Source organism: Pseudomonas sp. Tun-23181 (assembly GCF_057415455.1).
Genome location: NZ_CM171630.1, coordinates 5,824,252 through 5,844,417, shown reverse-complemented (window position 1 = coordinate 5,844,417; position 20,166 = coordinate 5,824,252). Strand labels below are relative to the sequence as shown.

Genomic DNA, 20,166 nt, shown 5'->3' with positions numbered 1-20,166 from the left:
CGGCGATCGACTCGGCCCCTGGGCGCGGGTTTGCCCGCGAATGGCCGGTGCCAGCACCGCGTCACCCCAAGGGATGCCACTCGCGCTTGTCGCGGGCCAGCAGCTCGTTGCCCGCCTCGGGGCCGTCCTGGCCTGCGGGGTATTCGTGGACCTCCCCGCCATGGGCCCAGGCGTCGAGGAACGGCTGCACGGCGCGCCAGCCGTTCTCGATGTTGTCGGCGCGCTGGAACAGGGTCTGGTCGCCGGTAAGGCAATCGTAGATCAGGGTCTCGTAGCCGGTCGCCGGGGTCATCTTGAAGAAGTCCTTGTAGGCGAACCCCAGCTCGACGTTCTCCATCACCAGTTCCGGGCCGGGCCGCTTGGCCTGCAGGTCGAACCACATGCCTTCGTTGGGCTGGATCTGGATCTTCAGGTAGTTGGGCTTGGGCCGCTCCAGCTCGGACTCGCGAAACTGCGCATAGGGCGCGGGCTTGAAGCAGATGGCGATCTCGGTATCGCGCACGCTCATGCGCTTGCCGGTGCGCAGGTAGAACGGCACGCCAGCCCAACGCCAGTTGTCGATCATCACCTTGAGGGCGACGTAGGTCTCGGTACGGCTCGCGGGGTCGACATTGGCCTCCTGGCGATAGCCGGGCAGGCGCTTGCGGCCCTGCTTGCCAGCCACGTACTGGCCGCGCACCGAGTGCTTGAGGGCCAGCTTCTGCGACCAGGGGCGGATGGCGCCGATCACCTTGGCCTTTTCGCTGCGCACGGCATCGGCGGCGAAGGCGGCCGGCGGCTCCATGGCGACCATGGCCAGCAGCTGGAACAGGTGGTTGGGCACCATGTCACGCAGGGCGCCGGTGTGGTCGTAGAAGGCGCCTCGGGTCTCGACGCCGACTGTCTCGGCGGCAGTGATCTGCACATGGTCGATGTAGTGGTTGTTCCAGAACGATTCGAACAGGCCGTTGGAGAAGCGGCTGACCAGGATGTTCTGCACCGTCTCCTTGCCCAGGTAGTGGTCGATCCGGTAGATCTGCCGCTCGCTCATCACCCCCAGCAGGCAGGCGTTGAGGGTCTCGGCGCTGGCCAGGTCGGTGCCGAAGGGCTTTTCCACCACCACCCGGCGAAAGCCGCCGTGGGACTCGTCGAGCAGGCCCGCGTCACCCAGGCGCTGGGCCACTTCAGGGAAGAAGCGTGGCGAGGTGGCCAGGTAGAAGATGGCATTGCCGTGGCTGGTCTTGGCGATGCGCCGGGCGATCGCGGCATAGGTGGCCGGGTCCAGGAAGTCGCCGGTCTGGTAGTCCAGGCGCTTGGCCAGGCGCGCCCAGACCTTCTCGTCCAGGCACTTGCCGACGCCCTCGCCACCCTTGTCGCGCTCGACCATGAAGGCATGCAGGCGCTCGGCGAATGTCTCGGCGGTCGCACTGTTGTGGTCGACGCCAACGATGCGCAGGTTGCGGTCCAGCAGGCCGTCGCGGCTCAGGTTGTACAGCGCCGGCATCAGCAGGCGCTTGACCAGGTCGCCGTTGGCACCGAACAGAAACAGCGTGCAAGGCGGCGCGGCGGAGCTGCCGTTGTGTGCGTTCATTCGCGCTTCTCGACGTGGCCGCCGAAGCCCAGGCGCATGGCCGAGAGGATCTTGTCGCCATAGGTGCCCTGCTGCTGGCGCGAACGGAAGCGGGCGAACAGCGCGCTGGACAGCACCGGCACCGGCACGGCCTGCTCGACGGCAGCGTCGATGGTCCAGCGCCCTTCGCCACTGTCGGACACCGAGCCGCTGAAGCCGGCCAGTTGCGGGTCGGCCACCAGGGCGTCGGCGGTCAGGTCCAGCAGCCAGGAGGTGACCACGCTGCCACGGCGCCAGACTTCGGCGATCTCGGCCAGGTCCAGGTCGAAGCGCTGGTCCTCGGGCAGCTCGCTACCGCCCTTGCTGCGCAGCAGGTCGAAGCCTTCGGCGTAGGCTTGCATCAGGCCGTACTCGATGCCGTTGTGCACCATCTTCACGTAGTGCCCGGCCCCGGCGGGGCCGGCATGGATATAGCCGTGCTCGGCGCGCCCATGCTCGCCCTCGCGACCCTGGGTGCGGGGGATGTCGCCAACGCCGGGGGCGAGGGCCTTGAACAGCGGCTCCAGGCGCTCGAACACGTCTTTCTCGCCACCGATCATCATGCAGTAGCCACGGTCCAGGCCCCAGACGCCACCGGAGGTGCCGACGTCCAGGTAGTGCAGGCCGCGCCCGGCCAGTTCGGCGGCGCGGCGCATGTCGTCCTTATAGAAGGTGTTGCCACCGTCGATGATCGCATCGCCCGGCTCCAGCAGTTCGGCCAGCTGGGCGATGGTCTGCTCGGTCGGTGCGCCGGCCGGCAGCATCACCCACACCGCCCGCGGTGCCTTGAGTTTCTGGACCAGGGCACCGAGGTCGTGGGCCCCTTGGGCGCCCTCGCCTTCCAGTGCGCTCACCGCGTCACGGTTGCGGTCGTGGACCACGGTGCGATGCCCTGCGCGCATCAGCCGTCTTGCGATGTTGCCGCCCATGCGGCCCAGCCCGACGATTCCCAGTTGCATGTGCCGATGCTCCCCTTACGAAATAGATGACAAGGCGGTTCAGGTTTTCAGGTTAGTCCAGTGCGTCGTCCGAGGGTTCAGCGACGAACGGGCTGACAACGATAAACAAAAAAGTTCCCTTGCACGGCGAAAGAATTCAGAATGCGCGCCGCGAGCGACTACGCTTACCACTGTCACCAGCCCAAACTGCGAGGTGTGTTCATGGGGACCTTGATGCCTGCCACTCCAACCCAGACCCTCTATGTCACTGTGCGTCGTGACGAGCTGCGCCGCCTGAAGGACGAACGCGACCAGCTGCGCCAGCAGGTCGCGCAACTGAACCTGCTGCTGGAGCAGGCCCGCTCGGGCGACAAGCCCCTGAGCCACTGAGAAACCTGTGGGAGCGGGCTTGCCCGCGAACACGGGCGAAGCCCGTGCCATCCACCCCGGTGCCTTCTTCGCGGGCAAGCCCGCTCCCACAGCATCCCCGCAAGCTTGAAGCTTGAATCAAGCTTTCACATCTTGTGACAACCCGCCAACGTTTGCGCGATCTGCGGCCCGAACAAAAGTGACCAGCGGGTCACATTTCCACCGCCAGCTCTCCTACACTCAGGGTTCTGCCCGCCGAACCGCTCGGAAAACGCGACGGAAAAAAGTCGAAACTTTCCCGCACACCGGCAGGTCAGGAACTAAGTAGGCCAGTGCAACGGGACCTCCCAGCCTCGGCCCACCGACCCCAACCAGTCCATTCGCCTTCGGCCGGAATGCCGATCGCATGGTGCCTGCGCGCACGACCCAAGGGGCATGGACCGCACTACACGATACGAACGAGCCAGAGAGAACCAACACGACATAACGCAACGGGTGCAAGCACCCGACACAAGGGACGGAGAGAAGTATGATCAGTGCCGCTGTCGAACCTCACGTAGATGCATTCAACCCGGACAATCGCGAACCGCTCTCGCCGGACTTCGCCCCGACAGCCAAGGCACCCGGCGCCCAGCGCCGCCACAACCCGCACAAGCGCAAGATCCTGTTCGTCACCTCCGAGATCGCCGACCTGGTCAAGACCGGCGGCCTGGGTGACGTGTCCGCTGCCCTGCCACGGGCACTGGCCCACCTGCACGATGTGCGCCTGCTGATCCCCGGCTACCGCCAGGTGGTCGAGAGCGACAACCCCATCCATATCGTCGGCGAACTGGGTGGCCACGCGGCCCTGCCGCCTTGCCGGATCGGCCGCATGGACCTGGCCGACGGCCTGGTCATCTACGTGCTGATCTGCCCGCAGCTGTACCAGCGCGACGGCACCCCCTACGGCGCCGACAATGGCCGCGACTGGCCCGACAACCACATCCGCTTCGCCCGCCTGGGGCTCGCCGCCGCGGAGATCGCCGCCGGCGAAGGCATGGCCCACTGGCGCCCGGACCTGGTCCACGCCCATGACTGGCCGGCTGGCCTGGCCCCGGCCTACATGCACTGGCGCGGGCTGAACACCCCGACCCTGTTCACCATCCACAACCTGGCCTACCAGGGCGTGTTCAGCCGTGGCTGCTGCCCGGAACTGGCGATCCCCGACCACGCCCTGCAGCAGGAAGGCATGGAGTTCTACGGCAAGCTCTCGTTCCTCAAGGCAGGCCTTGCCTACTCCAGCCACATCACCACGGTGAGCGCCACCTACGCCCGGGAGATCACCACCCCGGAATTCGGCTGCGGCCTCGACGGTTTCCTTGCCAGCAAGGCCCAACAAGAGCTGCTCAGCGGTATCCCCAACGGCATCGATGAAAGCTGGGACTCGGCCACCGACAAGCACCTGCTCCACAACTTCAGCATCAATGACTGGGATGGCAAGGCGCGCAACGCCGACGAGGTGCGCGAGCTGTTCCAGCTCGACGCCTGCGACGGCCCGTTGTTCGCCGTGGTCTCGCGCCTGGTCTACCAGAAGGGCCTGGACCTGACCCTGGGCGTGGCCGACTACATCGTCAGCCAGGGCGGCCAGATCGCCATCATCGGCCGTGGCGAGCCGGAGGAAGAACAGGCCATGCGCGAGCTGGCCCTACGCTACCCGGGCCGCATCGGCGTGCGCATCGGTTTCAACGAGACCGACGCCCGGCGCATGTTCGCCGGCAGCGACTTCCTGCTCATGCCGTCGCGCTACGAGCCCTGCGGCCTGAGCCAGATGTACGCGCAGCGCTTCGGCTCGCTGCCGGTGGCGCGCAACACCGGCGGGCTGGCGGACACCATCGAGAATGGCGTCACCGGCTTTCTGTTCGACGAGTCGACCGTGGACAGCTACCGCGAGGCGCTAGGTCGTGCCTTCTATGTCTATGGCAAGAAGGACCTGCTCAACGCCATGCGCTGCCTGGCCATGACCCAGCCGTTCAACTGGTGCCAGGCGGTGGAACCCTACGCCCGGCTGTACGAGGAGCTGGTCTGCCAGGCGCACGTCAGCCACTACTGAGCAAGGGGATCGAAGATGCACAGGCATGGCGCACACCTGCTGGACGCCACGTCGGCGCGCTTCGCCCTCTGGGCGCCGGATGCGCGCAGCGTGAGCTTGCAACTGGAACGACAACCACCGATCGAACTGTTGCCCGAGGGCGATGGCTGGTTCGCCGCCATCGCCCCGTGCCGGGCCGGCGACCGCTATCGCTATCGCATCGATGAACAACTGGAGGTGCCCGACCCGGCCTCGCGCTTGCAGCCCGAGGGCGTGCACGGGCCCAGCCAGGTGCTGGACCTGGGCAGCTACCCCTGGCGCCACCCTTGGCAAGGCCGGCCCTGGCCCGAGGCGGTGATCCAGGAGCTGCACGTCGGCCTGCTGGGCGGTTACGCCGGGGTCGCCCGGCAGCTGCCGCGCCTGGCCGAACTCGGCATCACGGCCATCGAGCTGATGCCCGTGGGGCAGTTCCCCGGCGAGCGCAACTGGGGCTACGACGGCGTACTGCCGTTCGCCCCGCAACACAGCTACGGCCGCCCCGAAGCGCTCTGCCAACTGATCGACGAGGCCCACGGCCACGGCCTGATGGTGATGCTCGACGTGGTCTACAACCACTTCGGCCCCGACGGCAACTACCTGCACCAGTACGCCAGCCACTTCTTCCGCGAAGACCGGCAGACCCCCTGGGGCGCCGCCATCGATTTTCGCCGCGCCGAAGTGCGCGAGTTCTTCATCCAGAACGCCCTGATGTGGCTGTGCGACTACCGCTTCGACGGCCTGCGCCTGGACGCGGTACATGCCATCGACCAGCCCGACTTCCTCGTCGAGCTGGCCAGGCGGGTACGCGCCGCCGTGGCGCCTGGCCGCCAGGTCTGGCTGGTGCTGGAGAACGAGCACAACCAAGCCGCGTTGCTGGAACAGGGTTTCGATGCGCAGTGGAACGACGATGGCCACAACGCCCTGCACGTGCTGCTGACCGGCGAGACCGAAGGCTATTACCAGGACTACCAGGACCGCCCGATCGCCAAGCTGGCCCGTTGCCTGGCCGAGGGCTTCGCCTTCCAGGGCCAGGCCAACCGCCACGGCATCCCCCGGGGCGAACCCAGTGGGCACCTGGCGCCGAGCGCCTTCGTGCTGTTCCTGCAGAACCACGACCAGATCGGCAACCGCGCCCTGGGCGAGCGCCTGAGCCGCCTCTGCCCGCCCCCGGCCCTGCGCGCGGCCACCGGCCTGTTGCTGCTGGCACCGATGATCCCACTGCTGTTCATGGGCGACGAGGAAGGCAGCCGGCGGCCCTTTCTGTTCTTCACCGACCACCACGACGAGCTGGCCGACGCCGTGCGCGAAGGCCGCCGCAACGAATTCGCCCATTTCACCGCCTTCGCCGACCCGCAGCAGCGCGCGCGGATTCCCGACCCTAACGCCGCGGACACCTTCGAAGCCTCACGCCTCGACGCCCAGGACGTGCTGGCCGGCTGGCACGGCTTGTACCAGCGCCTGCTGGCACTGCGCCGTCGCCATGTCGTCCCGCACCTGCCCGGCAGCCGTGCCCTCGGTGCCGAGGTACTGGGCGAGCGGGCACTGACCGCGCGCTGGCGCCTGGGCGATGGCAGCGAACTGCGCATCGACCTGAACCTGGGCGCCGAAGCGCAACCTGTGGCACTGCCCGCGCTCGAACGCTGCCTGTTCGACAGCAGCGACACCGCGCACCTCGCCACCACCCTGCCCGCGCACAGCTGCGTGGTCAGCCTGCTGCCCCCTGGCCAGGAGACGCCATGAGCGAACTGCCCTTGCACCGTCTGGCCGCCCGGGTGGGGCTGGCCCGCGACTGGATCGACGCCAACGCCCGCCCGCAGCAGGTCAGTGACGAAGTCCTGCGCCGGGTGCTGGCAGGCCTGGGCCACCCCGCCGACGACGATGCCGCCATCCAGGCCAGCCTGCAGGCCCTGGACCAGGCCGAAGACGCCGACCACCTGCCACCGCTGTTGACAGCCGACCAGGGCCAGCCCCTGGCGCTGGAGCGCTACTTCGCCGCTGGCAGCCCGGTTCACTGCACCCTGGAGGACGGCAGCCAAGGGTCGCTGGCCCTCGATGGGCTGGCCCGCCTGCCCGGCGAGCTGCCCATCGGCTACCACCGGCTGGACATCGACGGCCGTCGCTTCACCGTCGCCGTGGCGCCCCCGCGCTGCCATGCACTGCACGATGCCGTCGAACAACCGCCACCACGCTGTTGGGGCCTCGCGGTGCAGCTTTACAGCCTGCGCCGGCCGGGCGATGGCGGCTACGGCGACTGCCAGGCCCTGGAACAACTGGCACGCAGCGCCGCCGAGCGCGGCGCCGATGCCCTGGCGATCAGCCCGATCCACGCGCTGTCCGCTGCCGACCAGTTGCACTACAGCCCCTACTCGCCCTCCAGCCGGCTGCTGCTCAATACGTTGTATGCCAGCCCCGCGGTGGTGCTCGGCGAGCGGGCGGTGCGCATAGCCATCGAGGCCTGCGACCTGCAAGCGACCCTCGACGAACTGGAACACCTGCACCTGGTCGACTGGCCCCGTGCCGCCGATGCCCGGCACCGGCTGCTGCAGGCCCTGTACCGCGATTTCAGCCAGGGCGAGCACCCACTGCGCGAGGACTTCGACAGTTTCCGCAAGGCCTGCGGCCAGGCCCTGGAGCACCATTGCCGCTTCCAGGTACTGCAGGCCGAGGCCATGGCCCGTGGCCTGGGCGCCGACTGGCGCACCTGGCCACCCGCCTGGCACGACCCCTACCACCCGGAGGTGGAGGCCTTCGCCAGCACCCACCCGGCCCAGGTGGAGTTCCATGCCTTCTGCCAATGGCTCACCGAGCGCGGTCTGCAACGGGTCCAGGAAGCGGCGCGCGGCAATGGCATGGCGGTGGGCCTGATCGCCGACCTGGCGGTGGGCGCCGACGGTGCCGGCAGCCAGGCCTGGAGCCGCCAGGACGAGCTGCTGGCCGAGCTCACGGTCGGCGCCCCCCCCGACATCCTCAACCGCTCCGGGCAAGACTGGGGTATCTGCGCCTTCTCCCCGGAGGGCCTGCGGCGCAACGGCTACCGCGCCTTCATCGAGATGCTGCGGGCCAACCTGGCGCATGCCGGCGGCCTGCGCATCGACCATGTGATGGGCCTGCGCCGGCTGTGGCTGATCCCGCGCGGAGCCAGGCCCAGCGAAGGCGCCTACCTGCACTACCCGTTGGAAGACCTGCTGCGCCTGCTGGCCCTGGAGTCGGTACGCCACCAGGCGCTGATCCTCGGCGAAGACCTGGGCACCGTGCCCGAGGGCCTGCGCGAGCGCCTGGCGGACAGGGCCGTGCTGGGCATGCGCGTGCTGCCCTTCGAACAAGACCCGCCCGGGCATTTCAAGCCGATCCTCGACTGGCCGGACGACGCCCTGGCCACCACCGGCACCCATGACCTGGCGCCCCTGGCCGGCTGGCTGCAGGCCCGTGACATCGACTGGAGCCACCGCCTGAAGCTGATCGACGCGGCCGCCGAGCTGCACTGGCGGCACACCCGCCAGCGGGAGCGCGAAGGCCTGCGCCGCACCCTGGAACACAACTACGGCCCGCTGCACGACGACAACGCCCTGATCGATGCGGCGATCCGCTACGTCGGCCACACCCGCTCGCCGCTGGTGCTGATCCCCCTGGAAGACTTGCTCGGCTGCGACGAACAGCCCAACCTGCCTGGCACCACCGATGGCCACCCCAACTGGCGTCGGCGCTTCGCCCGGCCGGTGCGCGAACTGCTCGACGACGACGATGCCGCACGGCGCCTGGAACTGCTGGCCCAGGCCCGCGAACAAGCCTGGGAGCGTGATCGATGAAGCCCTTGACCGCCACCGTGCGCCTGCAATTGCACAGTGACTTCACCCTCGACGACGCGGTGCCGCTGGTGCCCTACTTCGCCCGCCTGGGGGTGAGCCACCTGTACGCCTCGCCGATTCTCAAGGCCCGCGCAGGGTCGCGGCATGGCTACGATGTGGTCGACCCTTCCTACGTCAACCCGGAACTGGGCGGCGAGGCGGCGCTGGAGCGCCTGGTGGCTGCCCTGCGCCAGCATGGCATGGGGCTGATCCTCGACACCGTGTCCAACCACATGGCCGTGGGCGGCGCCGACAACCCCTGGTGGCAGAGCCTGCTGGCCTGGGGGCGGCGCAGCCCCTATGCCGAGTTCTTCGATATCCAGTGGCATTCCAGCGACCCGCTGCTGGCCGGCCAGTTGCTGCTGCCGTTCCTGGCCAACGACTATGGCGTGGCGCTGCGCAACGGCGAGATCCCGCTGACCTTCGATGCAGGCCAAGGCCTGCTGCAGATCGCCCACTACGAACACCGTTTCCCGATCTGCCCGCTGGACTATGGGCGCATCCTTGGCCAGAGCGAAGACCCGGCGCTGCGCGCCCTGGCCCAGCACTTCAGCGCCCTGCACGAGTCTGCCGAGCCGCTGGCCGATGCCCTGCCCCTGCACGCGGAACTGGCACGCCTGGCCCGGGGCGGTGCCCGCCTGGACGAGGCCCTGGCCGCCTTCGACAGCCGCACAGAGGCCGGTTTCAAGCGCCTGCACCTGCTGCTGGAGCGCCAGACCTACCGCCTGGCCAGCTGGCGCACCGCGGCGGACGACATCAATTGGCGGCGCTTCTTCGACATCAACGAACTCGGTGGCTTGCGGGTCGAGCGCGCGGTGGTGTTCGAGGCCACCCACGCCAAACTGTTCGAGCTGATCGAGCGCGGCCTGGTCGATGGCCTGCGCATCGACCATATCGACGGCCTGGCCGACCCACGCCGCTACTGCCGCAAGCTGCGCAGGCGGGTCGATGGCCTGCTGGCGAAGCGGCCGCTGCAGGCTGGCATCGAGCATTTCCCGATCTACGTGGAGAAGATCCTCGGTGCCGGCGAGCAACTGCACCGCGACTGGCTCACCGACGGCACCACCGGCTACGAGTTCATGAACCAGGTCTCGCTGCTGCAGCACGACCCTGCCGGCGAGGCGCCGTTGACCGAACTGTGGAGTAGCCTCAGCGAACGCCCGCCTTTCCCCGAGGAGGTGTGCCAGGCCCGTCACCTGGTGCTCAACGCCAGCCTGGCCGGCGACTGCGAGTCGGTGGCCCAGGCGCTGCTGCAGGTGGCGCGCGACGACCTGATGACCCGCGACCTGACCCTCGGTGCGATCCGCCGTGCGTTGCAGGCGCTGGTCGAGCACTACCCGGTGTACCGCACCTACATCAATGCCTGCGGCCGCCCGGTCGAAGACGAAGGGTTCTTCCAGCAGGCCCTGGCCGGTGCACGGCAGCGCCTGGGCGAAGCCGACTGGCCACTGCTCGATCACCTGCAGCGCTGGCTCGGTGGCCAGCCCTGGCGTCAGCTGCCGCCGGGGCGACCGCGCAAGCACCTGCGCCACGCCTGCGTGCGCTTCCAGCAACTGACCGCGCCGAGTGCGGCCAAGGCCGTCGAGGACACGGCCTTCTACCGCTCGGCACGGCTGCTGTCGCGCAACGACGTAGGCTTCGACGCCGAGCGTTTCAGCGCCCCGCCCGAGCACTTCCACAACGAGGCCCAGCGCCGCCTGCGGGACTTCCCCGACAACCTGCTGGCCACCGCCACCCACGACCACAAGCGTGGCGAGGACTGCCGCGCGCGCCTGGCGGTGCTCAGCGAGCGCGGCCCCTGGCTGGCCAGCCGGGTCGAACACTGGCGCGAACTGGCCGCACCGCTGCGCCAGCCACTGGACGACGGCCTGGCGCCTGGCCCCGGCGACGAACTGCTGCTGTACCAGACCCTGCTCGGCAGTTGGCCCCTGGACCTCGACCCGGACGACGAAACGGCCCTGCGCCACTACGCCGGGCGCATCCGCCAATGGCAGTGCAAGGCCCTGCGCGAGGCCAAGCTGCGCAGTACCTGGAGCGCGCCCAACGAGGCGTTCGAGGCGGCCTGCGCGGCCTACGTGGACGGCCTGCTGCTGGCCCGCGAGCACCAGCAACTGCGCCACTCCCTGCACGCCGCCGCGCAACGGATCGCCTGCCCCGGCGCGCTCAATGGCCTGGTCCAGTGCCTGCTGCGCATGACCACGCCCGGCGTGCCAGACCTGTACCAGGGCAACGAATACTGGGACCTGAGCCTGGTCGACCCAGACAACCGCCGCCCGGTGGACTACGCTGTGAGGCGGGCCAGCCTGGACGACAACGCACCGCTGGCCGAACTGCTGGAGCACTGGCGCGATGGCCGCGTCAAGCAGGCGCTGATCGCCCGCATGCTGGACTGCCGCCAGGCCCATCCGGAGCTGTTCGGCCGCGGCGCCTACCTGCCGCTGACCGTGCTGGGGCGCCATGCCGACAAGGTGCTGGCCTTCGCCCGCCTCGGCGACCAGGCGCGCGCCATCGTCGTGGTACCGCGCCTGGCCAGTGAATTGCTCGGCACCGCCCCCCTACCCCTGATCCCGGCGCAGAACTGGGACGATACCCGGCTGATCCTGCCGTTTGCCTTGTCGCCTGCCACTTGCTCGGGACTTTTCGCCGGCGGTGCTGTCAGCCCTTCAAGGGAGCTGATGTTGAGCACCGTGCTGGCGCAATTTCCGGTCAACGTGTTGATACAACAATCTTGAGCATCAGGAGCGTCATGATGAGTGTCGATGAAAAGCGTATTCGCGAATTCGCCTACCAGATCTGGGAATCGGAAGGCAAACCCGTAGGCCAGCAAGAGCGTCACTGGGACATGGCACGCAAGCTCGCCGAAGCCGAGGCCCTGGCCCCCAAGGCGGCCCCGCGCAAGCGGGCGCCGGCCAAGCCGAAGGCGACGGCCGAACCCAAGGCCGTGGCCGCACCGGTGGCGAAACCGGCGGCGGCGAAAAAGCCACGTGCGGTGAAGAAGCCGACGGCGGGCTGAGGCCCTGCGTAATCGTCCAGCCGCCTCTGCGGCCGCTGTGCGGCCCATCGCCGGCAAGCCGGCTCCCACAGGGGGCTGCGGTGCCCCCGAAGCAGGTGTCATGCAAAGGACACCGTGGGCGTTGGCTTGCCGGCGACGGGCTGCACAGCAGCCCCCATGCCCCTTTGACCCGGCCATACGAGGACTACCATGAGCCCCCGCACTCCGAAGAAAACCCGCTCCGTCGCCCCCTCGCGCATCCGCGAAGGCTTGCCCTTCCCCCTGGGCGCCACCTGGGACGGCCTGGGGGTCAACTTCGCCCTGTTCTCGGCCAACGCCACCAAGGTCGAGCTGTGCCTGTTCGACTCCAGCGGCGAGCAAGAGCTCGAACGCATCGAACTGCCCGAATACACCGACGAGATCTACCACGGCTACCTGCCCGACGCGCACCCGGGGCTGGTCTACGGCTACCGCGTCCACGGCCCCTACGAGCCGGAGAACGGCCACCGCTTCAACCCCAACAAGCTGCTGATCGACCCTTACGCCAAGCAACTGGTGGGCGGGCTGAAATGGTCCGAGGCGCTGTTCGGCTACACCATCGGCCACCCCGACGGCGACCTCTCCTTCGACGAACGCGACAGCGCGCCCTTCGTACCCAAGTGCAAGGTGATCGACCCGGCGTTCACCTGGGGCCGTGACCAGCGGGTACAGATCCCCTGGGAGCGCACCATCCTCTACGAGGCCCACACCCGCGGCATCAGCATGCGCCACCCGGCGGTGCCCGAAGCCCATCGCGGCACCTTCGCCGGGTTGGCCAACGACGAGCTGCTCAAGCACATCAAGGAGCTGGGCGTCTCGTCCATCGAACTGCTGCCGATCCACGCCTTCGTCAACGACCAGCACCTGCTGGACAAGGGCCTGAACAACTACTGGGGCTACAACAGCATCGCCTTCTTCGCCCCGCACCCGCGCTACCTGGCCAGTGGCAAGATCGCCGAATTCAAGGAGATGGTCGCGCACCTGCATGACGCCGGGCTCGAACTGATCCTCGACGTGGTCTACAACCATACCGCCGAGGGCAACGAGCTGGGCCCGACCCTGTCCATGCGCGGCATCGACAACGCCTCCTACTACCGCCTGATGCCCGACGACCGACGCTACTACATCAACGACTCGGGCACCGGCAACACCCTCGATCTGAGCCACCCTTGCGTGCTGCAACTGGTCACCGACTCGCTGCGCTACTGGGCCGGGGAGATGCACGTGGATGGCTTTCGCTTCGACCTGGCGACCATCCTCGGCCGCTACCATGACGGCTACAGCGAGCGCCACAGCTTCCTCGTGACCTGCCGCCAGGACCCGCTGCTGCGCCAGGTCAAACTGATCGCCGAACCCTGGGACTGCGGCCCGGGCGGCTACCAGGTCGGCAACTTCGCCCCCGGCTGGGCCGAGTGGAACGACCGTTTCCGCGACACCGTGCGGGCGTTCTGGAAAGGCGACGAAGGCCAACTGGCAGACTTCGCCGCGCGCATGACCGCCTCGGGCGACCTGTTCAACAACCGGGGCCGGCGCCCCTACAGTTCGGTCAACTTCGTCACCGCCCACGATGGCTTCACCCTGCGCGACCTGGTCTCGTACAACGACAAGCACAACGAGGACAACGACGAGAACAACCAGGACGGCACCGACAACAACCTGTCGTGGAACTGCGGCGTCGAGGGCCCCACCGACGACCCACAGGTCAATGCCCTGCGCATGCGCCAGATGCGCAACTTCTTCGCCACCCTGCTGCTGGCCCAGGGCACGCCGATGATCGTCGCCGGCGACGAGTTCAGCCGCACCCAGCATGGCAACAACAATGCCTACTGCCAGGACAGCGAGATCGGCTGGATCAACTGGGACCTGGACCAGGACGGCGCCGAGCTTTTGGCCTTCGTCAAGCGCCTGACCCGCCTGCGCCTGGCCTACCCGGTGCTGCGGCGCTCGCGCTTTCTGGTCGGCGACTACAACGAGGCGATCGGCGTCAAGGACGTCACCTGGCTGGCGCCCGATGGCAGCGAGATGACCGTGGAGCAATGGGAGGATCCCCATGGCCGCTGCCTGGGAATGCTCATGGACGGCCGTGCCCAGGTCAGCGGCATCGCCCGCCCCGGGGGCGAGGCTACCCTGCTGCTGATCGTCAATGCCTACCACGACACCGTGCCCTTCCAGTTGCCGACGGTGCCGGAAGGCGACTACTGGAGCTGCCTGGTCGACACCGACCGGCCACAGATGCGCAAGCCGCAGCACCTGGCGTTCGACACCCAGTTCGAGGTCAAGGGGCGCTCGCTGCTGCTGATGGTGTTGCAACGCGAGGAGGAGTGAACCCGAGCGTTAGGGTTCGGTCCTAGACTGTAGATCGGGCGCCGCCCTCACAGGGGGTGGCGATGCTTCTCGTCGCAGATGGATACCAGGAGCCACCGTGAACCTCGAAGCCGGCAGTCCAGGTTTCGCCACCGTCAGCCAGGCCCCGGCCGTACACCGGGTACGGGTCCTGACGGTCAACACGCACAAGGGTTTCACCGCCTTCAACCGGCGCTTCATCCTGCCGGAACTGCGCGAAGCGGTGCGCAGCACCCAGGCCGACATCGTCTTCCTCCAGGAAGTGCTCGGCAGCCACGACCGCCACGCCGCACGCTACCCCGGCTGGCCGCAGACCTCCCAGTACGAGTTCCTCGCCGACAGCATGTGGAGCGACTTCGCCTACGGGCGCAACGCCGTCTACCCCGATGGCCACCACGGCAACGCCCTGCTGTCGAAATACCCGATCATCGAGCACCGCAACCTCGACGTGTCGATCACAGGCCCCGAGCGCCGTGGCCTGTTGCACTGCATCCTCGATGTGCCCGGGCAGCGCCAGGTGCATGCGATCTGCGTGCACCTGTCATTGCTCGAGCGTCACCGGCAGAAGCAGCTGCGCCTGCTGCGCAAGCTGCTCGACGCCTTGCCGGCGGATGCCCCGGTGATCATCGCCGGCGACTTCAACGACTGGCAGTTGCGCGGCAACCGCACCCTGGGCCGCGAGCGCGGCCTGCACGAGGCCTTCGAACGCCACCATGGCCTGCTCGCCCGCACCTACCCGGCGCGCCTGCCGCTGCTGCGCCTGGACCGCGTCTACCTGCGCAACGCCGAGAGCCACGCCCCGAAGATCCTCGGCCACAGGCCCTGGACACACCTCTCCGATCACCTGCCGCTGGCGGTGGAAGTCCGGCTCTAGCAATGATTCGGCATAGCCGGGCAGCGGCAAAGAACCTTCCTCGCTATAGGCGCATCGTTTACTCATGTATTCAATGAGTTACACCTTGTCCTGCCACCTTGTCGGCGTTTCCACGTTTTCTTGACGCAGGCGCCGACCTCTCCTTAGCTGAACGTTATCACCAGTCGTGAAAAACTCGCGCCGGGCCTCTAGCTCGCGCCTTTCGTGCGCGCTCGGGCCGGCTTGCGTGCTGGTTTGGGTCGCCCTCTGTTCGGTCGTACAGCTCGTGACATCAGGCCAGGTCCTTGGGCTGTACACACACAACAGAGGAGATCCGCCATGAAAAGAACCTCGAATCCTGTGCGTTTCGACTGCATTTTCTGCGCGGTTTCCACGTCGCTGCTCCTGGCAACCCCGGTGGAAACCTTCGCGCTCGACCTGCAGGAGGAGGAGGCGCCCTTCGCCGCCCTGCTGCAGCAGCCGACGATGCCGCAACTGTCCCTGGACCCGGTCAGCGCCAGCGGCCTGGGCCTGAGCGCTTTGCACGCCTTCTCCGAGCAGATGGTCGAGCGCCACGGGCAGGCAGCCCCGGACCTGGTCACCAGCCAATGGGCGCAGTTCTTCCCCGGCAGCCCCCGCCTCGGTGCGCAGGCGCCGGAGCAACTGGAGGCGCCCAGCCAGCAACTGATGATCGGCCCGGACCTGTTCGTGCGTGAAACCGCCAGTGGCAATGTCCATCGCGCGGGGATATTCGTCGGCCACAACAACCTGCAAAGCAGCTTAAACGGCACGCGCAGGCTGCTGGGCGACAAGCAGAAGAACGCCGTCAACCTCAGCGGCGAGAGCTTGGGGGTGTACTGGAGCATGACTCACGAGCAAGGCTGGCACCTCGATGCCGTGGCCATGGGCACGCGCATCGACGTCAATGGCCGCGGCGAGAGCGGCCAGCGCCTGAACGACAGCGGCCATGCGATGACCTTCTCGGTAGAAGGCGGCTACCCCATCGGCCTGGGTGGCGGCTGGGTGATCGAGCCCCAGGCACAGTTGATCAACCAGCAGTTCTTCCCTGGCAACCAGGTACAGGAAGAAACCCTGCAGGCCTTCGACAGCCAACCGAGCTGGAGCGGCCGGGTCGGCGCCAGGCTGTCGGGGCGCTACGAAGTGCGCGGCATGCCCATCGAGCCCTATGTGCGGACCAACGTCTGGTATGACTTCAACAATGCCGAGCCGGTGAAGCTGGACCAGGTGGACAAGATCTCCAGCTCGCGCAATTCCACCACCGTCGAGCTGGGGTTGGGGCTGGTGGCGCGGGTCACGCCCAAGGTGGCGTTGTTCGTCAGTGCCGACTACAGCAGCGATGTGGATGACAATGACCTCAATGGGCTGATCGGCAGCCTCGGGGTCAGGATGCGTTGGTAGCCTGTACCGGCCCCTTCGCGCGGTTCGCCGCCAAGGGGCCGGTACGACCGACTCATCAAGCGGGCTTCATCACCCTCAGGGATGGACCTGCCCAAGCAGGGTACGCGGCAGCCTGAAGCCCTTGAAGGGCTGCTGGGTAATGGGGTTGAACGCTTTTTCGGCGCTCAGCCGATAGCGCATCACGCCATCCCCCGTTTTGAAACCGAGGTCCACGCTGGTCGCGGTCCGGCCATTGAGCGCACCCCGGCTGAGCAGGCGGAACATCGACCAGGGGCCGCGATACTCCAGGCTGCTGCTGTTGCCATTGCGCCTGAGCAATGTGAGGTTGCTGCGCACCTGCTGCCCCAGGGTATTGGGCCAAACCACACCCGTGATCTGGCTCGGGCCGTGGGTGTAGGAAATCAATTGGCCATCCAGGTCCAGCAGGCTGGTGCGCTGGTTCGCGCTGAGCCCCAGCGGCTCGATGCTGAACTGCACGCTGAGGTTGCCGCGTTGATCGAAGAAGGTCTCGCGGATGCGGTCTGCCGCTGCCAACTGCTCGATCAGGTCGCTACGGATCAGCGACTCACCGTGCTGGCCAGGCTGCAGCGCCTCGAGATTGTCCTTCAGGAAGACCTTGAGGTACTGGTCCTGGAACTGCTGCAAGCGCCCCTTGGGCCCGAAGAACGCCTCGAAGTCATCCAGCGAAGCATCGGGCGCCCGAACGACGAAGGGATAGCGCCCCGCCAGCCGCTGCTGGAAGAAGCTGTACACCTCGGCATCCCAACGCCGCTCCAGCTCGCGCAGTGCCTCGACATTCAGTACGTAGGCGGTTTGCTCGGCGACTTTCCTGACCTGTTGCTTGATGGGCTCGGGCAGCCCGGTGGCGATGCGTTGCAGGTTGCCGATCGGGTCGGGCGCCGTCATCGAGAAGCGCTGGAGTACCGCGTGCAATGCGGCCTTGCCTCGGTCCGGGCTGTCCTGCACCGCTTTCGCGTAGCCGTGGACGGCGATGATGGCGTCGAGCGTTTCATCGTAGTAGCTCGGGCTCTCTCCTTTTGGCTGCAACAGGGCATTCAAGCCCGCGAACGCCCGCTGAATCCCCATGGCCTGCTGTTGCTCGAATGCACCACCGACACGCTTGAGCACGGCGGCCTCGCCCTGCTCTGCTGCAGCCGGCGCCGAGGACAGGACGGTATTGTCCCGCACGGTTTCCAGCAGCCGCTGCAACGGCGCCGCAGGCCCCGTCAGTTGTTCGAGTATCGAGACGCCATGGTTCAGGTCATGGAAGTCGGCCACCGCGAAGGCATTCAAGGCCCGCCGCCAGCTGTCGATGTAGTCGCTGCTGTACAGGTTGCCAATGCGTTCGGTCAAGGCTTCGCGGTCGGCATCGGTGTAGTGCGCCTGGTCGCGCTCACCCAACGCCCACTGGTCGATCATCGCCATCTCGGTGAGCTGTTGGCTGCGTGGCTCGAAGTAGTCCTTCAAGCCTTTGGCCGTCAGCAGCGGGGCCAGCCGGATGCCGTCGTACCCGTGCGCGGCACCGGCGGCCGGCTGGTAGACGATATCGAATGCCGGCCCGACCTGGTTGCGCAGGTCCAGGCCAGTGTGCAACCGCTCCCGCGCCTGCTGCTTGAGGCTGGCGTACACGCGCTGCGGCAGCGGGACCTTGCGCAGCGATTGCTGGGTTTCACTGACGCGCTGGCGATACTGCGACAAGTCGGTATCGGCATAGGCCAAGGCGTACTCCAGGTGGCGCATCAAGTCTCGCTGCAGTTGCCCTTGCCCAGGGAACGCGAGCTGCCACTGCCGGGCCATCCAGTCCTCCACCCAGCCAGGGCGACGGTTCTGGCGCTCCTCGATCATTCGATAGACCCTGAGCGCAGCCATCTGTCGTTCGCTGCCCTCGGGGGCGGCACTCATGGCATCGACGACACCACTGGCAATGGCCGGCAGGAAGCGTCGCGACAACAGGCTCAGATAAGCCTCATCGACCCTTGGCCCAATGTCACGCCCTTGATAAAGGCCGAAATCGGCCACGCCCGGCCATGCCGAACGGTAGTCACCGAATACGGAAACCGCATCGCGAATCTGATCCAACGGCGCCAACAGGTTCCGCCCGGTCGGGTCCACCTGCTGGTCCACATGCTGGAGGCTGAATGCCTGGCTCTTGGCCAGCACGCTGGTCGCCTTGGCCCCGTTGATATCGAAGTAGCGCTGCCAGTTGGCGACGGCAATGGCGATCGCCAGGGCGCCTACCCCCGAACCGACCCACAACAGGTGGCGCTTGTGGCGTGCCACTTTCACGTTGTCGCCGGCAAGGCCCGCTTCTTGATAGATGACGCGCTGGAAGACCTGCTGGGTGAAATAGACCGATGCCTTGCCCTGCGGCTTGCCTTCGCGCAAGGGGGGCTCGGCCACGTAGGGCTGTGCCGCCTCGCGGACGAACGCATTGCGCGTTTCGCCTTGCTGAAGCACCGAGGACCAGTACACCCCTCGCACCAATGCCGGCGTGGTGAAGCGGTCGCTCGCCAGCACCTCGCGCAGAAAGTTCAGCAAGGTCGGGCGCAGGCCCATCAACTGCGCGTGCAACGACGTGAGGCCCTCGCGCTGTCGCGGGCAGCCCAACACACACAGGTGCTCCAGCATCTGCTCATACAGCCGGACGATCAGTTGATCGTAATGATCGGCGAACTCGTCCAACCAGGCGTCGAACGTGCCAATGGTCTCCAGCTTGAAGGTGAACCCCAGCATTTGCTCGCGTTGCGAGTCCGAAAGGCGAGCGAAGAACGGCTCGAAACCGTCCAGCAAGTCGACCTTGCTCATCACCACGTAAAGCGGCAGGCGTGAACCCAGCTGGCTGCTCACTTCATGCAAGCGCGTGCGCAGCACATGGGCGAGCGCGGTGCGTTGGGCGGGCGTGGCGTGCAACAGCGATGACAGATCGACGACCAGCAGCAGGCCATTGAGGGCCCTGCGGCTTCGGTTGCGCACCAACCAGCCCAGCAAGTGGTTCCAGAGCTTGGATGGAGTAGCGGCTGGCACTGCAGGTTGTGTGTCGCCTGCCCCACCGGGCACGTGATTCCCCAAGGAGGCCTGGGTGAGGAATTCGCCTGGCGGGTCGAGAATGACGGCCTCATTGCCGATCCACCACTGCACCGGATAGGGGACGTCTTCGGCGTGGCGGCCACGGGCCTGGGCCTGGTCGATACGGGTCAGGGAAAAACACTGGTTCGAGTGCTCGATGAAACGGCTCTTGCCGGCCTGCTCTTCGCCCAGCAGCAGGTACCAAGGCAGCCGATACAGCGCCCGACGCCCACCCGCATGCTCGAGGTAGTTCGCCAGCCCCCGGTTCAGTGCCTGCTCCTGGGCCATGACGAACGGCAGGCAAGGATCGGCCTCGGCCGCGAGCGCCTGCCGACGCTCCGCTTGCAGCCGACGAAACCGCACGCGCAGAACGAGCGACCAGCACAGCAGCGGCACCAGGACGAGCACCAGGCTGGCCACGCTGCGCTGCGCCACGTTCGCCAGTAGCTGTTGCCCACGCCAGGTCCAGTGCGGGCCAAGCCACCAGATGGCGACCAGCATCAGCAAGGCCCCCACCCCGAGCAGCAGCGGCATCGCCACGCCGATGCGCGTGACCAGCGGCAAGCCCCAACGTTTGAATGATGTCCAGAGTCGATTCATGAGGGCT

12 protein-coding genes are annotated in these 20,166 nt (G+C 67.3%); 9 read left to right on the top strand and 3 right to left on the bottom strand.

Going from position 1 to position 20,166, the window contains the following annotated elements:
• Positions 1–61: 61 nt before the first annotated feature.
• Together zwf and gnd are read right to left on the bottom strand one after the other, a co-directional pair.
• Positions 62–1,570 (bottom strand): glucose-6-phosphate dehydrogenase, encoded by a 1,509-nt coding sequence (gene zwf, locus ACDI39_RS27415; protein ID WP_225789139.1) that lies wholly within the window; start codon positions 1,568–1,570, stop codon positions 62–64.
• Positions 1,567–2,547, bottom strand: a complete 981-nt coding sequence (gene gnd, locus ACDI39_RS27410; protein WP_253081444.1) for a phosphogluconate dehydrogenase (NAD(+)-dependent, decarboxylating) — start codon at positions 2,545–2,547, stop codon at positions 1,567–1,569. Before gnd ends, zwf begins: the two co-directional genes overlap by 4 nt.
• 201 nt (positions 2,548–2,748) lie before the next feature.
• Here gnd and ACDI39_RS27405 point away from each other — a divergent pair, with 201 nt between their 5' ends.
• From ACDI39_RS27405 to ACDI39_RS27365, 9 genes are all read left to right on the top strand, one after another.
• Positions 2,749–2,916, top strand: coding sequence for a DUF6026 family protein (locus ACDI39_RS27405; RefSeq protein WP_225789242.1), 168 nt, complete (start codon positions 2,749–2,751; stop codon positions 2,914–2,916).
• 508 nt (positions 2,917–3,424) lie between these two features.
• Entirely contained in the window at positions 3,425–4,984 is a 1,560-nt protein-coding gene (gene glgA / locus ACDI39_RS27400; protein WP_225789137.1) for a glycogen synthase GlgA, read from the top strand.
• Between the two features lie 15 nt (positions 4,985–4,999).
• Positions 5,000–6,742, top strand: coding sequence for a malto-oligosyltrehalose trehalohydrolase (treZ, locus tag ACDI39_RS27395; protein WP_253081443.1), 1,743 nt, complete (start codon positions 5,000–5,002; stop codon positions 6,740–6,742).
• Positions 6,739–8,808 (top strand): 4-alpha-glucanotransferase, encoded by a 2,070-nt coding sequence (gene malQ / locus ACDI39_RS27390; protein ID WP_253081442.1) that lies wholly within the window; start codon positions 6,739–6,741, stop codon positions 8,806–8,808. Before treZ ends, malQ begins: the two co-directional genes overlap by 4 nt.
• Entirely contained in the window at positions 8,805–11,579 is a 2,775-nt protein-coding gene (locus ACDI39_RS27385; RefSeq protein ID WP_486537191.1) for a malto-oligosyltrehalose synthase, read from the top strand. The genes malQ and ACDI39_RS27385 overlap by 4 nt, the downstream gene beginning before the upstream one ends.
• Positions 11,580–11,593: 14 nt before the next feature.
• Positions 11,594–11,860 (top strand): DUF2934 domain-containing protein, encoded by a 267-nt coding sequence (locus ACDI39_RS27380; RefSeq protein WP_225789133.1) that lies wholly within the window; start codon positions 11,594–11,596, stop codon positions 11,858–11,860.
• A 189-nt stretch (positions 11,861–12,049) separates the two neighbouring features.
• Positions 12,050–14,203, top strand: coding sequence for a glycogen debranching protein GlgX (gene glgX, locus ACDI39_RS27375; protein WP_225789132.1), 2,154 nt, complete (start codon positions 12,050–12,052; stop codon positions 14,201–14,203).
• Positions 14,204–14,300: 97 nt separating this feature from the next.
• The gene (locus tag ACDI39_RS27370; protein ID WP_225789131.1) at positions 14,301–15,095 is read left to right on the top strand and encodes an endonuclease/exonuclease/phosphatase family protein; all 795 of its coding nucleotides are present in this window, start codon (positions 14,301–14,303) and stop codon (positions 15,093–15,095) included.
• A gap of 318 nt (positions 15,096–15,413) precedes the next feature.
• Positions 15,414–16,493, top strand: a complete 1,080-nt coding sequence (locus ACDI39_RS27365) for an autotransporter domain-containing protein (protein ID WP_253101575.1) — start codon at positions 15,414–15,416, stop codon at positions 16,491–16,493.
• A 75-nt stretch (positions 16,494–16,568) separates the two neighbouring features.
• Here ACDI39_RS27365 and tssM read toward each other — a convergent pair whose 3' ends face one another.
• Positions 16,569–20,159 carry a type VI secretion system membrane subunit TssM gene (gene tssM, locus ACDI39_RS27360; protein WP_486537190.1) on the bottom strand — a complete coding sequence of 1,197 codons (3,591 nt, stop codon included), beginning with the start codon at positions 20,157–20,159 and terminating at the stop codon, positions 16,569–16,571.
• Positions 20,160–20,166: the final 7 nt, after the last annotated feature.

Excerpts from the sequence above, each read along its gene's own strand:
- zwf (WP_225789139.1), bottom strand. The coding sequence starts at position 1,570 with ATGAACGCACACAACGGCAGCTCCGCCGCGCCGCCTTGCACGCTGTTT.
- gnd (WP_253081444.1), bottom strand. The coding sequence starts at position 2,547 with ATGCAACTGGGAATCGTCGGGCTGGGCCGCATGGGCGGCAACATCGCA.
- ACDI39_RS27405 (WP_225789242.1), top strand. The coding sequence starts at position 2,749 with ATGGGGACCTTGATGCCTGCCACTCCAACCCAGACCCTCTATGTCACT.
- glgA (WP_225789137.1), top strand. The coding sequence starts at position 3,425 with ATGATCAGTGCCGCTGTCGAACCTCACGTAGATGCATTCAACCCGGAC.
- treZ (WP_253081443.1), top strand. The coding sequence starts at position 5,000 with ATGCACAGGCATGGCGCACACCTGCTGGACGCCACGTCGGCGCGCTTC.
- malQ (WP_253081442.1), top strand. The coding sequence starts at position 6,739 with ATGAGCGAACTGCCCTTGCACCGTCTGGCCGCCCGGGTGGGGCTGGCC.
- ACDI39_RS27385 (WP_486537191.1), top strand. The coding sequence starts at position 8,805 with ATGAAGCCCTTGACCGCCACCGTGCGCCTGCAATTGCACAGTGACTTC.
- ACDI39_RS27380 (WP_225789133.1), top strand. The coding sequence starts at position 11,594 with ATGATGAGTGTCGATGAAAAGCGTATTCGCGAATTCGCCTACCAGATC.
- glgX (WP_225789132.1), top strand. The coding sequence starts at position 12,050 with ATGAGCCCCCGCACTCCGAAGAAAACCCGCTCCGTCGCCCCCTCGCGC.
- ACDI39_RS27365 (WP_253101575.1), top strand. The coding sequence starts at position 15,414 with ATGAAAAGAACCTCGAATCCTGTGCGTTTCGACTGCATTTTCTGCGCG.
- tssM (WP_486537190.1), bottom strand. The coding sequence starts at position 20,159 with ATGAATCGACTCTGGACATCATTCAAACGTTGGGGCTTGCCGCTGGTC.